This is a genomic window from Pseudomonas fragi (assembly GCF_900105835.1).
GTDB lineage: Bacteria > Pseudomonadota > Gammaproteobacteria > Pseudomonadales > Pseudomonadaceae > Aquipseudomonas > Aquipseudomonas fragi.
In genome coordinates, this window is the sequence record NZ_LT629783.1 from 3,646,246 (window position 1) to 3,660,549 (window position 14,304).

The window sequence follows — 14,304 nt, forward strand, 5'->3', positions numbered from 1 at the left end:
TGATAGGGCTGATTGAAAATAATTTAGATTCAGTTCGCCGCAGGCTTGGCGCTGACAGTGACCCACCATGGGGTACGTTGCCGGATCTCGACCGGCAAGGTCGGCAGCAGGGCGTTGAGTGCCAGCTCCACATTGTTCAGCGGGAAGCTGCCAGTGATGCGCAGGTCGGCTACTTCAGGCGCTACGCCCAGGTGGCCGCGCTGGTAGCGGTTGAGTTCACCCACCATGTCGGCCAGGCGCACGTTGTCCAGCACCAGCATGCCCCGTGTCCAGGCATCGGCTCCGGGGCTGACGGCATACATCTGGCCCAGACGGTCGCGGTGCATCAGCACTTGCTGACCTTCGCTGTAGATGGTCTGTTCGACGCTATCTTGGGGTTGGGTCTGCACCCGTGATTGCAGCACGCTCAGGCGCGTGCCGTCGTCTTCACGCTTGACCATGAAGCGCGTGCCCAGGGCCAGCAAGCTGCCATCGCGGGTTTGTACGATAAAGGGCCGAGGGTCGCCGTGGCCGGTCTCGACCATGATCTCGCCTTCTTGCAGGACGATGCGCCGGGTGCTGTCGTCAAACTGCACATCGACTGCGCTATGGGTATTGAGGTTGAGCAGCGTGCCATCGGCCAGGCGCAGTTGGCGTTGTTCGCCGGTGGCAGTGCGCTGGTCGGCCATCCAGTAATCGATGGGCAGGTAGCTTTTACCGGCGAACAGGGCCAGCCCGCACACCAGTGCGACACTCGCCAGGCCACTACCGAGCTTGCGTACCCGTTGCTGCACGCCATTGCGGGCATTGAGCAGGGCGTTGCGCGCCGGGATGCCGGTGTTGCTGAAGCGCTGGTCGAGCATGCCCAGTTGTAACCAGGCACGGGCGTGTTCTTCGCTGGCGCTGTACCACTTGGCGAATTCGGCCTGTTCCACGGCGCTGCCGTTGCCGCAATCCAGGCACAGTTGCCAGGCAATGGCGGCGTCCAGCACCTGGGCCGAGACCGGTTTGGTATTGGCCTGGCTCATGTCGGTTCGCCATACAGGGCGATATAGCACTGGCGGATGCCCTGGGCCAGGTATTGGCGCACACGGGGCACCGACACGCCCAGGCGTTCGGCGATTTCGGCGTGGGTCATGCCGTCGAGCCGGCTGTGCAGGAAGGCGGCGCGGGCTTTGCTCGACAGCTTGGCCAGCATGCGGTCGATGGCCTTGAGGTCTTCGAGGATCAGTTGCTGGGCCTCGGGCGAAGGCTGCTCGGCCTCGGGGATCAGCATCAATTCGTTGAGCCAGGCCTGCTCCAGTGCGGCGCGCCGAAAATAGTCAAACAGCAGGCCCTTGGCGATGGCCGCCAAAAAGGCCCGGGGCTCGCGTGGAGCTTGCAGTCCGGTGCGGCCCAGCAGGCGCACGAAGGTGTCCTGGCTGAGGTCTTCGGCCCGTTGCGGGCAGGCCACGTTGCGTCGCAACCACGCCAGCAGCCAGCCGCGATGGTCGCGATAAAGCGCTCCAACCAGCTCACTGTGGGGGTTTTGGACTGACGACAAGGGCATCACCGACTGCAAGTTTTAACTAACGATAATTATTCGCGATTGTGGCAGAGGGAATGGTCCTACGCAATTGACGCTCATCGGATGACTTTTGGACGTTGTTGTCTGTTGCCCTCACCCCAACCCCAACCCTCTCCCGGAGGGAGAGGGGGCTAAAGGCAAAAGCAATTTTGCGCAACAACACAAGTCAGTCCCCTCTCCCTCCGGGAGAGGGTTAGGGTGAGGGGGCTCTTAAAAACCGTGCATCTGCTTGCGCCGCTGCCACTGGTTGAGCCGCTGTTGCAAGGCCAGGGGACTGTCGATGCCCTGTGCCCGGGCGCGGCTGAACAGGATCAGCGCCAGCTCGGCAGTGGCCAAGGCGTCGGCGCTGGCGTTGTGGCGGTCTTCGACCTGCAGGTTGAAGTGATTGATCCACTGGTCGAGCCCGGCTTCGCGCTGATGCACCTGCGGGCACAGCATCGGAGCCAGTGCCGCCACATCCATAAACGGGTGCTGCAAGCGGTAGCCCAGGCTGTCCTTGAGCGCACGGGTGAGCATGTGCTGGTCAAACGGCGCATGGAACGCCAGCACCGGGCTATCACCCACAAAGTCCATGAATTCGAGCAGGGCATCCACCGGGTCACTGCCTGCAGCAATGGCCGCAGGCCCCAGGCCATGCAGCAATATGCTGGGGCTCAGAGCGCTGTCGGGACGCTGCAGGGTACGTTCAAACGCCTGGCCCAGGTCGATCGCACCGTCTTCAATGACCACTGCACCCATCGACAGCACCTGATCGCGGTTAAGGTTCAGGCCGCTGGTCTCCAGGTCCACCACGACCCAGCGTTGCGTGCGCAATGGCGCCTCGCTCAACGCCGGGGCGGGCGCCAGTTGCTGCAGGCGTTGCTGCTGTTCAAGGCTCAGCAGCGGCTTTTTGCGCGGCAACAACCAGGACAACAGGCTCATAGCTGATACCGCAGGGCCAGGCTGCTTTGCAGACGCTGGGCCTGACGCAGCGCTTCACGCAGGATACGGCGGTCCAGCTGGTTGAGGCTGTCGGGGTCGACACGGTTGGAGTACGGGCGGTTTTCCCGGGTTTGCAACTGGTGCTGTTGCATGCGGGTTTGCTGGATAAAGTGATACGCCTCCTCGTAGGCCGCGCCGTCCAGCGCTTCAATCACGTCCAGAGCGACCAGTTGGCGCAAGCGTTCCAGGGTGTTGTTGGCTTCGACACCGTTGGCCAGCGCCAGCAGGCGCGCACCGTCGACAAAAGGCGTGAGGCCCTGGACCTTGAGGTCGAGGGTGGCCTTGTCGCTGCCTTTGCGCTCCAGCACAAATTCGCGAAAACGCCCCACCGGCGGGCGGTGACGCAACGCGTTGTCGGCCATCATGCGCTGGAACAGGCGGTTGTCGGCCACTTGCTCAAGGATGCCGCGGCGCAGCTGCGCGCAGCCCTGTTCATCGCCCCAGACCACGCGCAGGTCGAAATAGATGGTGCTGGCCAGCAGGTTTTCCGGAGTGGCCTCGCGGATAAAGGCGCCAAAGCGGCGCGCCCATTCAGCACGGGACAGGCACAGCTCGGGGTTGCCGGCCATGATATTGCCCTTGCACAGGGTAAAACCGCAGGCCGCCAGGTGCTGGTTGATCTGCTGGGCGATGGGCAGCAGGCGTTGGCGAATATTGGCGGCCTCTGCAGCGTCCCTGGCCTCGAACAGGATGCCGTTGTCCTGGTCAGTGTGCAGGGTTTGCTCGCGTCGTCCTTCGCTGCCAAAGCACAGCCAGGTAAACGGCACGCCGGGGTCACCCTTGTCGGCCAGCACCAGCTCGATCACCCGGCAGACGGTGTGATCGTTGAGCTGGGTGATGATATGGGTGATCTGCGTGGAAGACGCGCCATGGGCCAGCATGCGCTCAACCAACTGGCCGATTTCGCCGCGCAGGTTGATCAGGGTGTCCAGCCGGGGAGCATGGCGGATGGTACGCGCCAGGTGCACCAGGTCGACCCTTTGCAGGGAGAACAGATCGCGCTCGGAAACAACGCCACACAAGCGTTGATCTTTAACCAGGCACACGTGGGCAATATGCCGCTCGGTCATGGCGATGGCGGCGTCGAAAGCGCTGTGGTCGGGGCTCAGGTAGAACGGCTCGGGGGTCATGTGCTGATCGATGGCCTGCGCGAAGTCCTCAATGCCATTGGCCACCACCTGCCGCAGGTCGCGCAGGGTGAAAATCCCCAGCGGGGCCTTGTGCTCGTCGACCACAACAATGCTGCCCACTTGCTGTTCGTGCATCAGCCGAACGGCTTCGCGCAGGGCAACGTCCGGGGCGCAGGTCACGGGATGGCGCATGGCCAGTTCGCCCAGGCGGGTATTGAGCGAGTATTGCGTGCCGAGGGTTTGCGCGGCTTTTTGCTGCACTTGCTGATTGACCTTGTCGAGCAGGCTGCTGACGCCGCGCAGGGCAAAGTCGCGGAACTCGTCAGACAGGGCAAACAGCTTGATAAATGCGGGCTTGTTCAGTTGCAGGCAGAACGTATCTTCGGCGGCGCGGTGTTCGGTGCGGGTGGCGCGCTCGCCCAGCAGCGCGGCCAGGGGGAAGCACTCGCCAGCGGTGATCTCGAAGGTGGTCTGGGCCTCTTCACGGCCTTCGTGGGTACGCTCGCCGACCACGCGGCCCTGCTTGACGATATAGAAATGTTCCACCGGCCCGTCAGTCGGTCGGATGATGCTTTCGCCCGGGGCATAGAAGCGCAGTTGGCACTGCTCGACCAGGTACGCCAGGTGAGTGTTTTCCATTTGGTTGAACGGCGGGAATCGCTGCAAAAACTGCATGGTGCCGTGAATGTTCTGCAACACCGCGGTTTTCCCTGCCTGGAGAAACGCATCCGATTTACTCATTACTGATACCGCGTGGTGGGTTGTGAACCGTTGTTGTTATGACCGGCCAGGGCTGCGCCCTGTGGTGTTTTTCTATCCCTCATGCTCGGCGGTCTGCGTCCGGGTGCCCATTGGACGTAAGTCTAGGGGGCATCAGGCCATGACTGTTTTAGAAAATTCGTACAGGTTTTTTGTGTGTTTCTTGTTCTTATAGGCTTGGAAATACCTACGGCTGAGCGCACATTGGCATTCTGTAATGGATAACCGACTACGCTGTTAGGATATTTCGCCTGCAAGTCCGCTTCCGGGAAGCCTATGACTGAACACGACATTTTGACTGACGCCGAAAAAGAGGCCTTGCAAGAGGTCATGCAGACACCTGCTTCGGCCTCGTCATGTGTGTTGATTGTTGAAGACGACCCCGTGGCGCGGGAGTTGTTGGCCGAGTTTCTGGAGCTCAACGCGATTGAGTGCCTCAAGGCCAGTAATGAAGAGGAAGCGCTGGCGCTGCTGGCAGCGGGCCAGCCGATCAACCTGATGCTCACCGATTTGCGCATGCTGCCCCACGACGGTTTGCATCTGATCCGCAAGGTGCGTGAGTCCGAGCGGGCGGCCTTGCCGATCATCATCATGTCGGGTGACGCCAATGTGCGTGACGCCATCGATGCCATGCACCTGAGCGTGGTGGACTTTCTGCTCAAGCCCATTGATACCGACAAGTTGCTCAAGCTGATCCGCCAGGAGCTGGGCATCTAGGGCTTGTTCCTGCAGGCATAAAAAAGCCCCGAATATTCGGGGCTTTTTTTATTGCTGCGGGTTACAGGCCGTTTTTGGCCTTGAACTCGCGACGACGACGGTGCAGTACCGGCTCGGTATAGCCGTTAGGCTGCTTGGTGCCTTCGATCACCAGTTCGACTGCCGCCTGGAAGGCGATGTTGCTGTCGAAGTTCGGTGCCAGCGGGCGGTACTGCGCATCGTTGGCGTTCTGGCGGTCAACCACCGGTGCCATGCGCTTGAGGCTTGCCATGACCTGGTCTTCATTGACGATGCCATGACGCAGCCAGTTGGCGATGTGCTGGCTGGAAATACGCAGCGTGGCACGGTCTTCCATCAGGCCGATGTCATTGATGTCCGGCACCTTCGAACAACCCACGCCCTGGTCGATCCAGCGCACAACGTAGCCCAGGATGCCCTGGGAGTTGTTGTCCAGTTCGTTCTGGATCTGTTCCGGAGTCCACTGCGGGTTCACCGCCAGGGGGATGGTCAGGATATCGTCCACCGAGGCCGGTGCGCGCTTGGCCAGTTCGGCCTGACGGGCGAACACGTCAACCTTGTGGTAATGCAGTGCGTGCAGGGCGGCGGCGGTCGGCGACGGCACCCAGGCAGTGTTGGCGCCGGCCAGCGGGTGGGCGATTTTCTGCTCCAGCATGGCGGCCATCAGATCGGGCATGGCCCACATGCCTTTACCGATTTGCGCACGACCTTGCAGGCCAGTGCTCAAGCCGACATCGACGTTGTTGTTTTCGTAGGCCGAAATCCACTTCTGGGCTTTCATGTCGGCCTTGCGTACTACCGGGCCGGCTTCCATCGAGGTGTGAATTTCGTCGCCAGTGCGGTCCAGGAAGCCGGTGTTGATAAACACCACGCGCTCGCTGGCGGCTTTGATACAGGCCTTGAGGTTGACCGTGGTGCGGCGCTCTTCGTCCATGATCCCGACTTTGAGCGTATTGCGTGGCAGCTTGAGCACGTCTTCGATGCGGCCGAACAGCTCGTTGGTGAACGCGGCCTCTTCAGCACCGTGCATCTTCGGCTTGACGATGTACACCGAGCCGGTGCGGCTGTTGCTGCGCGTGGCCTTGCCGTTGAGGCTGTGGATCGCCGCCAGGCTGGTGAGCAGGCCGTCGAGGATGCCTTCAGGCACTTCGTTGCCGTCTTTGTCGAGGATCGCGTCGATGGTCATCAGGTGACCGACGTTGCGCACGAACAGCAGCGAACGGCCATGCAGGCTGACGGTGCCGCCGTTGGGTGCGGTGTACTCGCGGTCCGGGTTCATGGTGCGGGTGAAGGTCGTGCCGCCCTTGGACACTTGCTCGCTGAGGTCGCCTTTCATCAGGCCTAGCCAGTTGCGGTAGATCACCACCTTGTCATCGGCATCGACGGCGGCAACCGAGTCTTCGCAGTCCATGATGGTGGTCAGGGCGGCTTCCATCAGCACGTCCTTGACCCCGGCGGCATCGGTCTGGCCGACAGGGCTGGAGGCGTCGATCTGGATTTCGAAGTGCAGGCCGTTGTGCTTGAGCAGCACAGCCGTCGGCGCTGCGGCCGAACCGTGGTAACCGATCAGCTGTGCGGTGTCACGCAGGCCGCTGCTGGCGCCGCCCTTGAGGGTCACCTGCAGGGCACCGCCGACGATGGCGTAGCCGGTGGCATCAGTATGCGAGGCACCGGTCAGGGGCGCGGCCTCGTCGAGGAAGGCGCGGGCGAAGGCAATGACCTTGTCGCCGCGAACCTTGTTGTAGCCTTTGCCCTTTTCGGCGCCGTCGGCTTCGCTGATGGCATCGGTGCCATACAGTGCGTCGTAGAGCGAGCCCCAGCGGGCGTTCGAAGCATTGAGGGCAAAGCGCGCATTCATCACCGGCACCACCAGCTGCGGGCCGGCCATGCGGGCGATTTCGTCATCGACGTTTTGCGTCGTTGCCTGGAAATCTGCCGCTTCTGGCTGCAGATACCCGATGTCCTGGAGGAAGGCCTTATAAGCCACGGCGTCATGGGCCTTGCCGGCCTGGGCCTGGTGCCAGGCGTCGATGCGCGCCTGCAAATCATCGCGTTTGGCGAGCAGTGCTTTGTTCTTGGGTGCCAGGTCATTGATGACCTTGTCGGCACCGGCCCAGAACTGATCGGCGGTGAGGCCGGTACCGGGGATAGCTTCGTTGTTGACGAAGTCGAACAGGACTTTGGCGACCTGCAGGCCACCGACGTGAACGTGTTCAGTCATTGCTTGCCTCACTCATTTTTATTTAAAGCCTGGAGCGCTTCTCAAAACACCGCCAGAGCGGGTTTGTACGGGGATTGCAGACGCCTTGGCAGACCATGTTGCAAATTATGTAGTGGTTGCCGAGGCATACTACATGATCAATTGCAGATGTGAAAATCAGACTGATCACGTCGTTCTGCGACCGTTTTTACGCTAACGGTCACACGCAAGAACAGGATGTTCTCAAGAAACAGGCAGGTTGTTCCAGATAATTCTAAAAACAGTACACAATTTGTGATTTGCAATGGCTTCTGTGGGAGCGGGCTTGCTCGCGATTCGGGCGACGTGGTCTGTCAGGCTAACCGTGGCGAGACTATCGCGAGCAAGCCCGCTCCCACAAAGGAGGGTGTTGCCTATACTCATTCGACCCCCCTAATAAGAGAGCCCCCACCATGAACCATCTTGTGATTACGGTGTTTGCCCAGGACAAGGCCGGGCAGGTCGAGCGTATTGCCCAGTGCATCGCCGAGCATGGTGGTAACTGGCTGGAGAGCCGCATGTCGCGCATGGCCGGGCAATTTGCCGGGATCCTGCGTGTGGGTGTGCCCGCCGAAGCCCACGATGAGTTGGTGGACGCGTTGCAGCGCCTGGGCAAGGAAGGGATTCGGGTATTGATTGCCGAGAGCGGCATCGAGCAGTCCTGCACCTGGAAGCCCATTGCAATGGAACTGGTGGGCAATGACCGCCCGGGTATTGTGCGCGACATTACCCGGGTGCTGACGGAGCAGGGGGTGAGCCTGGAGCGGCTGGTGACCGATGTGCGGCCCGCGCCCATGAGCAACGAGCCGCTGTTTCATGCCGAGGCGATTCTGGCCGTGCCCCTGACCCTGTCCCTGGATGTGTTGCAAAAGCGCCTGGAAACCCTGGCCGACGAACTGCTGGTGGACCTCAAGTTCAGTACCGAGGAGTAAGCCTCAACCGCGCTGGCGCATGCTGAACCAGGCATCGAGGCTGTACACCACCAGCCCGGCCCAGATAAATGCAAAGGCGATCAAGGTACTTTCGGACAAGTGCTCGCCGTATACCCACACCGCCAGCATCAATACCAGCGTCGGCGCGATGTACTGCATAAAGCCCAGGGTGGTGTAGGGCAGATGCCGTGCGGCGGCGTTGAAACTGACCAAGGGAATCAGCGTGGCCGGCCCGGCCAGTACCAGCAACCAGGCTTCTGAGGTGCTCCAGAAATCAACATGAGCACTGTTGGCCTCGGGGTGCAGCAGCAACCAGCCAATAGCCACGGGTACCAGAATCCAGGTTTCGACCACCAGCCCCGGCAGCGCCTTGACCGGCGCCTGTTTGCGGATCAGCCCGTAAAAGCCGAAGGTCAGTGCCAGCACCAACGACACCCACGGCAGGCTGCCCACTTGCCACACTTGCTGGGCCACACCGGCAGCGGCCAGGCCTACGGCAATCCACTGCAGGCGACGCAGGCGCTCGCCCAGCAGCAACATGCCGAGCAGCACGTTGACCAGCGGGTTGATGTAGTAGCCCAGGCTGGCTTCGACCATGCGGTCGTTGTTGACCGCCCACACGTAGGTCAGCCAGTTGGCGGCAATCAGCAGGCCGCTGATGGTCAGCACGCCAAGGCGCTTGGGGTTGTCGCGCAGCTCCTGCCACCAGCCGGGGTGCTTCCACACCAGCAGCAACAGTGAGCCGAACAAGGCCGACCAGAGCACCCGGTTAACGATGATTTCGGCAGCCGGAACACTGGCCAGCAGTTTGAAGTAGAGCGGGAAAATACCCCAGATGACATAGGCCGTGAGGCCTAAAATATACCCGCGACGCGGGTTGGCGGCTTGCATGCAGAATCCTTGCTCAGGCAACTAACAGACACGGAAGAAGCCAAGAGTGTAAGCAGGTTTTGCAGGCGTGTCGTGCAGGAGATCTGCAAGGCGGACATGTTTTTTTGCACCAGCAGCGGCCCCGGTTTTTCTGTGGGAGCGGGCTTGCTCGCGATGCAGGCGCTGCGGTCTGTCAGTTAAACCGCATTCGACCCGATCGCGAGCAAGCCCGCTCCCACAAGAGCCACATAGATGGGGTCAGAACAGCTTCAGCGGCTCTTCATTGAGTGCCGACAGCTGTTCGCGCAACGCCAGGATCTGGTCGCCCCAATAACGCTCGCTGCCAAACCACGGGAAGCTGTGGGGGAACGCCGGGTCGTCCCAGCGCCGGGCCAGCCAGGCGCTGTAATGCATCAGGCGCAAAGCGCGCAGCGGTTCGATCAGCGCCAGTTCGCGGGGGTTGAAGTCATGGAACTCGCTGTAACCGTCCATCAGTTCCGACAACTGCCCCAGACATTCCTGACGGTCACCGGCCAGCATCATCCACAAGTCCTGCACCGCAGGGCCCATGCGGCAATCATCGAGGTCGACGATATGGAACACTTCGTCGCGGCACATCATGTTGCCGGGGTGGCAATCGCCATGCATGCGGATATTGGTGTGCGGGGTGGCGGCGTAGACGTCTTCAACCCGCTTGAGCAGGTCGCGGGCGACGGACTCGTAGGCCGGGAGCAGGCTGCGCGGTATGAAGTTGCCTTCAAGCAGGGTGGTCAGCGAGTCGTGACCGAAATTTTTCACCCCCAGCGCTTCACGGTGTTCGAACGGTTTGGTCGCACCTACGGCATGCAGGCGGCCCAGCAGTTGCCCGAGACGATACAACTGGTCGAGGTTGCCCGGTTCTGGCGCCCGGCCACCCCGGCGCGGGAACAGGGTAAAGCGGAAACCCTGGTGTTCGAACAGGCTTTGGCCGTTGTGAATCATCGGCGCCACAACCGGGACGTCGCATTCGGCCAGTTCGAAGGTGAAGCGGTGCTCTTCGAGGATCGCTTCGTTGGTCCAGCGCTGAGGGCGATAGAACTTGGCGATCAGCGGCTGCGAGTCTTCTATGCCGACCTGGTACACACGGTTTTCGTAGCTGTTGAGCGCCAGCACGCGGGCATCGCTCAGGAAACCGATGCTTTCGACGGCGTCGAGCACCAGATCAGGGGTAAGTGTTGCAAACGGATGAGACATGCTGACTCCTGCGCGCAGCAGGCTGCCGCGTCCGGCCATGCATGTTAACGCAGACCGGGACCTGGAAGGCGACTTAATCCTGTGTGGGAGCGGGCTTGCTCGCGATGCAGGCGCTGCGGTCTGTCAGTTAAACCCCATCGACCCGATCGCGAGCAAGCCCGCTCCCACAAGGAAAGGTCAGGCGCCGACGATGCCACCGTCTTCACGGCTGATGGCCATGACCGAGGAGCGCGGTTTGCCGTTGGGCAGGTGCTCGGGGAAGGTGGAACCGCCATTTTCGCCGGGGTGTTGAATGCCCACGAACAGGGTCTTGTGGTCGGGCGAGAAGCTGATGCCGGTGACTTCACAGCCAATCGGCCCGACCATGAAGCGGCGGATCTCACCGCTGGCCGGGTCGGCGCAGAGCATCTGGTTATTGCCCATGCCAGCGAAGTCGCCCGCGTTGCTGACATCACCGTCGGTCAGGATCCACAGGCGCCCGGCGGCGTCAAAACCCAGGCCGTCTGGGCTGTTGAACATGTTCTGCGCGGTGATGTTGGCCGAACCGCCCTTGGCCTGCTGGCCGTGAACGGCCGGGTTGCCGGCGACGACGAAAAGGTCCCAGTCGAAGGTGTCCGCGCCGTGATCACCCTTGTGGGCGTTCCAGCGCAGGATTTGCCCGTAGACGTTTTTCTCCCGGGGGTTGGGCCCGCCCACCGGCTGACCGTCTTCGCCGCGTTTGACGTTGTTGGTCAGGGTGCAATAGACCTGGCCGTCCTTGGGGCTGACCACAATCCACTCCGGGCGGTCCATGCGTGTGGCCCCGACGGCGCTGGCTGCCATGCGAGCATGAATCAACACTTCGGCCTGATTGGCAAAACCCTTGGTCGCATCGACGCCGTTTTTGCCGTGGCTCAGTTCAACCCACTGGCCGTGGCCCTTGGGGCGATCGGGGTTGCTGTCACCACCGTCAAAGCGCGCCACATAAAGCGTGCCGTGGTCGAGCAGGTCGCGGTTGGCCTTGGGGTTCTGGTGGTCGATCCTGTCGCGGCTGATGAATTTATAGATGAACTCGCCACGCTCATCGTCGCCCATGTAGACCACGGCACGGCCGTCGCCGGTTTCGGCAAGCGCGGCATTTTCGTGTTTGAAGCGGCCCAGGGCGGTGCGTTTGACGGGCGTGGAAAGCGGGTCGAACGGGTCGATTTCCACCACCCAGCCGTGGCGGTTGAGCTCGTTGGGGTTGAGTGCCAGGTCGAAACGCGGGTCGTGCTGGTGCCAGTTGATGTCTTTGCTGGCAGCTACGGCACCGTAGCGTTTTTGCGCAGCGTCGAAGGCCTGCTTGGGATCAGAGCTGCCAAAGCAGTCCGTGAAGTTTTCCTCGCACGTCAGGTAGGTGCCCCATGGCGTTTTGCCGTTGGCGCAGTTCTGGAATGTGCCCAGGGCGTGGGTGCCCGTGGCGTCGGCCTGGGTGCGCAGCAGTTCGTGGCCAGCAGCAGGGCCACTGAGTCGGATAGGGGTGTTGCCGTGAATGCGGCGGTTGAAAGGCGAGCCCTGGACAAACTGCCAGCCATTGCCCTTGCGCTGAATCTCAATCACCGACACGCCTTCCGAGGCCTGGGCCTTGCGCACTTCTTCGGCGCTGGCAGGCGTGCCCCCGTGGGGGTAGAGGTAGCGATAGTTGGTGTATTCGTTGTTGATTGCCATCAGGGCCCGGTTGGGGTCATCGGGGAAGGCGAACAGGCTCATGCCGTCGTTGTTGTCGCCAAATTGCACTTCCTGCTCGCTGGCCGTGCCGTTGCCGGCCGGGTCGAACGCCGGGCCTGCGGCTTGCAGCGGCTGGCCCCAGCTGATGAGAACCGAAGCGCGGTAGCCAGGTGGCAGGCTGATGGTGTCGGTGGTGGCTGCGTTGATGCTGTCAAAGCCCAGCAAGTTACTGTTGGCAGCGCTGACACCCGCCGCCAGTGCGCTGCGCCCGAGCAGGCCGCCGCCGAGGAACATCGCCGCGCCGCACAAGGCGCCAGCGCTGATAAAGCCACGTCGACTAAGGCCAACCATCTGCTCAAGGTCGGTGGGTTGGTGTTCTTCTAATAGGCTCATGGCTGGCTCGGCTCTGACGGTTTTGGCAGACACCATAAGCAGCGGGTATGACAGGGATGTTTCAGTGTTTGTTTGAAAAGCCCCTCACCCTAGCCCTCTCCCAAAGGGAGAGGGGACTGACCGCACGCGGATTCAAGAACTGCGCAAATCAGCCCCCTCTCCCGATGGGAGAGGGTTGGGGTGAGGGGCCGGACTAGAGCGCTGTCCCCAGCAACACCAGCGACGGCGCGAACTGCACCTGCGCCGCGCTGCCCACGACCAACTTGAGTGTTTCAAGGTGTTGCGGTTCGCTCAGCGCACACAGGGTCTGGCCACCGGGCAGGTTGATGCGCACTTCGCTGGGGCCGTCTTCGGTGTGCAGGATCTGTTCGATGTGCCCTTGCAGGTGGTTGTATTCCGGGCCGGGCGGCTGGGTGGCGTCGATCAGTTGCAGCCAGCCCGCTTTGATCAACGCCACCGCCGGGCTGCCGATGGCCAGTTCCAGGCGCTGGGTGCTGTCGCGGGTAATTTGCGCGCGCAGGCTCAGGCCGCCGGGCAACTCAAGTTCGATCAGGTCGTTGTGGCCATGAGGGTGAATGGCGATAACGCTGCCGTGCAACTGGTTGCGGGCGCTGGTGCGCAACATCAGGCGGCCCAGCAGGTCGAGATCCCGGGCGTCTTCGGCAGCGTCCAGGACCTGGGCCTGTATTGCCTGCAAGCGCTGATAAAGGCGCAGCACCCGCAAGCCTGCCACGGACAACCGGGCGCCACCTCCGCCCTTGCCGCCGATGCTGCGCTCCACCAAGGGGGTTTGCGCCAGGTTATTCAGCTCGTCGATGGCATCCCACGCTGCCTTGTAGCTGATGCCTGCACTTTTGGCGGCGGCGGTGATCGAGCCTTGTTCGGCGATGTGTTGCAACAGGGCGATACGTTGCGGGCGGCGGACGATATGTTGGGCAAGCAGGGCAGGCAGGTGCATGAAGGCAGGTTCGCAAAGCGGGGCGTGCCCGAAAAGTGCCTGCTGCGCGGGTTGGCGTCAAGCAAGCCCGTCGGGTTTTGGTGTGCGTGCCAGGCAATACACATCAACCCGTCGTGCCCCGGCCTTGAGTAGCAGGAGTGCCAGGCTTTGTGCCGTGGCGCCGGTGGTCAGCACGTCATCGATCAGGGCCAGGTGCAAGCCATGCACCTGCACCCCGGATGCGAGGCGAAAGGCGTGGCGCAGGTTGCGTTTGCGGGTTTTGGCGTCCAGACCCTGTTGCGCGGCGGTGTCCAGGGTACGCAGCAGCCAGTGCGGTTGGCAGGGGATACTCAGTTGCTTGCCGAGCCAGTCCCCCAGCATGCCTGCCTGGTTGTACCCACGCTCACGCAAGCGCTTGCGGGACAGGGGGACTGGCAACAGGAAGGCCGGTCGAGGCTCTCCCGAATTGAAGCCATCAAGCAACGATTGGCCAAGAATTTCGGCTAAAAGCCGGCCATAAGGCCATTTACTGTGGTGCTTGAAGTGCACGATCAGGCTGTCTATAGGGAAACCATATACCCAGGGTGCATGCACCCGCGCAAAGGCGGGCGGCTGCCTGATGCAATGGCCGCAAATCAACCCCGCCATCGGCAACGGCAAAGCGCAGCGCTGGCAGCAGTCACCCAGCCAGGGCAGTTCCAGCTCGCAGGCCACGCACAGGGCCAGCCCGGTGTCGGCGCGCAGGTCGCACAACAAACACGATTGATCAGATAATAACCAGTTGTAAACCCGCTTTATCCATTGTGGTTGACAGTTCATGTCACATCCTTAAACATGCCGACATCCGTGCCGTGCCTGAGGAT

12 protein-coding genes are annotated in these 14,304 nt (G+C 61.8%); 2 read left to right on the forward strand and 10 right to left on the reverse strand.

Translation table 11 applies throughout. The features are described 5' to 3' along the window. Positions 1-29: 29 nt before the first annotated feature. The 4 genes from BLU25_RS16695 to BLU25_RS16710 all read right to left on the reverse strand — a co-directional run bounded on the left by BLU25_RS16695 (position 30) and on the right by BLU25_RS16710 (position 4,398). A complete protein-coding gene (locus tag BLU25_RS16695; RefSeq protein WP_016782487.1) occupies positions 30-1,007 on the reverse strand; it encodes a FecR family protein in 978 nt (325 codons plus the stop codon). Next, on the reverse strand, positions 1,004-1,528 hold the full coding sequence (locus BLU25_RS16700) for an RNA polymerase sigma factor (protein WP_016782486.1): 525 nt from the start codon (positions 1,526-1,528) through the stop codon (positions 1,004-1,006). The genes BLU25_RS16695 and BLU25_RS16700 overlap by 4 nt, the downstream gene beginning before the upstream one ends. A gap of 228 nt (positions 1,529-1,756) precedes the next feature. Continuing rightward, complete coding sequence (locus BLU25_RS16705; RefSeq protein ID WP_016782485.1) at positions 1,757-2,467, reverse strand: 3'-5' exonuclease; 711 nt, start codon at positions 2,465-2,467, stop codon at positions 1,757-1,759. After that, positions 2,464-4,398, reverse strand: a complete 1,935-nt coding sequence (locus BLU25_RS16710) for a putative nucleotidyltransferase substrate binding domain-containing protein (RefSeq protein WP_029611607.1) — start codon at positions 4,396-4,398, stop codon at positions 2,464-2,466. Before BLU25_RS16710 ends, BLU25_RS16705 begins: the two co-directional genes overlap by 4 nt. 294 nt (positions 4,399-4,692) lie before the next feature. On the opposite strand from BLU25_RS16710, the gene BLU25_RS16715 reads away from it, so the two are divergent. Continuing rightward, complete coding sequence (locus BLU25_RS16715) at positions 4,693-5,133, forward strand: response regulator (protein ID WP_016782483.1); 441 nt, start codon at positions 4,693-4,695, stop codon at positions 5,131-5,133. A gap of 61 nt (positions 5,134-5,194) precedes the next feature. Here BLU25_RS16715 and BLU25_RS16720 read toward each other — a convergent pair whose 3' ends face one another. Further along, complete coding sequence (locus tag BLU25_RS16720; protein WP_016782482.1) at positions 5,195-7,372, reverse strand: malate synthase G; 2,178 nt, start codon at positions 7,370-7,372, stop codon at positions 5,195-5,197. Between the two features lie 431 nt (positions 7,373-7,803). Between BLU25_RS16720 and BLU25_RS16725 the strand changes: the two genes are divergently transcribed. After that, positions 7,804-8,322 (forward strand): glycine cleavage system transcriptional repressor, encoded by a 519-nt coding sequence (locus BLU25_RS16725; protein WP_016782481.1) that lies wholly within the window; start codon positions 7,804-7,806, stop codon positions 8,320-8,322. A 3-nt stretch (positions 8,323-8,325) separates the two neighbouring features. On the opposite strand, the gene rarD is transcribed toward BLU25_RS16725, so the two are convergent. The 5 genes from rarD to BLU25_RS16750 form a co-directional block, all read right to left on the reverse strand. Then, positions 8,326-9,213 carry an EamA family transporter RarD gene (rarD, locus tag BLU25_RS16730; protein ID WP_016782480.1) on the reverse strand — a complete coding sequence of 296 codons (888 nt, stop codon included), beginning with the start codon at positions 9,211-9,213 and terminating at the stop codon, positions 8,326-8,328. A 237-nt stretch (positions 9,214-9,450) separates the two neighbouring features. Next, positions 9,451-10,425 carry a serine/threonine protein kinase gene (locus tag BLU25_RS16735; RefSeq protein WP_016782479.1) on the reverse strand — a complete coding sequence of 325 codons (975 nt, stop codon included), beginning with the start codon at positions 10,423-10,425 and terminating at the stop codon, positions 9,451-9,453. Between the two features lie 177 nt (positions 10,426-10,602). Beyond that, on the reverse strand, positions 10,603-12,504 hold the full coding sequence (locus tag BLU25_RS16740) for a PhoX family protein (RefSeq protein ID WP_029611606.1): 1,902 nt from the start codon (positions 12,502-12,504) through the stop codon (positions 10,603-10,605). A gap of 193 nt (positions 12,505-12,697) precedes the next feature. Then, on the reverse strand, positions 12,698-13,462 hold the full coding sequence (locus BLU25_RS16745) for a TOBE domain-containing protein (RefSeq protein WP_016782477.1): 765 nt from the start codon (positions 13,460-13,462) through the stop codon (positions 12,698-12,700). Between the two features lie 57 nt (positions 13,463-13,519). Continuing rightward, complete coding sequence (locus BLU25_RS16750; protein WP_029611605.1) at positions 13,520-14,260, reverse strand: ComF family protein; 741 nt, start codon at positions 14,258-14,260, stop codon at positions 13,520-13,522. Positions 14,261-14,304: the final 44 nt, after the last annotated feature.

Bases quoted from the DNA above. Each gene is read 5' to 3' on its own strand.
- BLU25_RS16695 (WP_016782487.1), bottom strand. From the start codon at position 1,007: ATGAGCCAGGCCAATACCAAACCGGTCTCGGCCCAGGTGCTGGACGCC.
- BLU25_RS16700 (WP_016782486.1), bottom strand. From the start codon at position 1,528: ATGCCCTTGTCGTCAGTCCAAAACCCCCACAGTGAGCTGGTTGGAGCG.
- BLU25_RS16705 (WP_016782485.1), bottom strand. From the start codon at position 2,467: ATGAGCCTGTTGTCCTGGTTGTTGCCGCGCAAAAAGCCGCTGCTGAGC.
- BLU25_RS16710 (WP_029611607.1), bottom strand. From the start codon at position 4,398: ATGAGTAAATCGGATGCGTTTCTCCAGGCAGGGAAAACCGCGGTGTTG.
- BLU25_RS16715 (WP_016782483.1), top strand. From the start codon at position 4,693: ATGACTGAACACGACATTTTGACTGACGCCGAAAAAGAGGCCTTGCAA.
- BLU25_RS16720 (WP_016782482.1), bottom strand. From the start codon at position 7,372: ATGACTGAACACGTTCACGTCGGTGGCCTGCAGGTCGCCAAAGTCCTG.
- BLU25_RS16725 (WP_016782481.1), top strand. From the start codon at position 7,804: ATGAACCATCTTGTGATTACGGTGTTTGCCCAGGACAAGGCCGGGCAG.
- rarD (WP_016782480.1), bottom strand. From the start codon at position 9,213: ATGCAAGCCGCCAACCCGCGTCGCGGGTATATTTTAGGCCTCACGGCC.
- BLU25_RS16735 (WP_016782479.1), bottom strand. From the start codon at position 10,425: ATGTCTCATCCGTTTGCAACACTTACCCCTGATCTGGTGCTCGACGCC.
- BLU25_RS16740 (WP_029611606.1), bottom strand. From the start codon at position 12,504: ATGAGCCTATTAGAAGAACACCAACCCACCGACCTTGAGCAGATGGTT.
- BLU25_RS16745 (WP_016782477.1), bottom strand. From the start codon at position 13,462: ATGCACCTGCCTGCCCTGCTTGCCCAACATATCGTCCGCCGCCCGCAA.
- BLU25_RS16750 (WP_029611605.1), bottom strand. From the start codon at position 14,260: ATGAACTGTCAACCACAATGGATAAAGCGGGTTTACAACTGGTTATTA.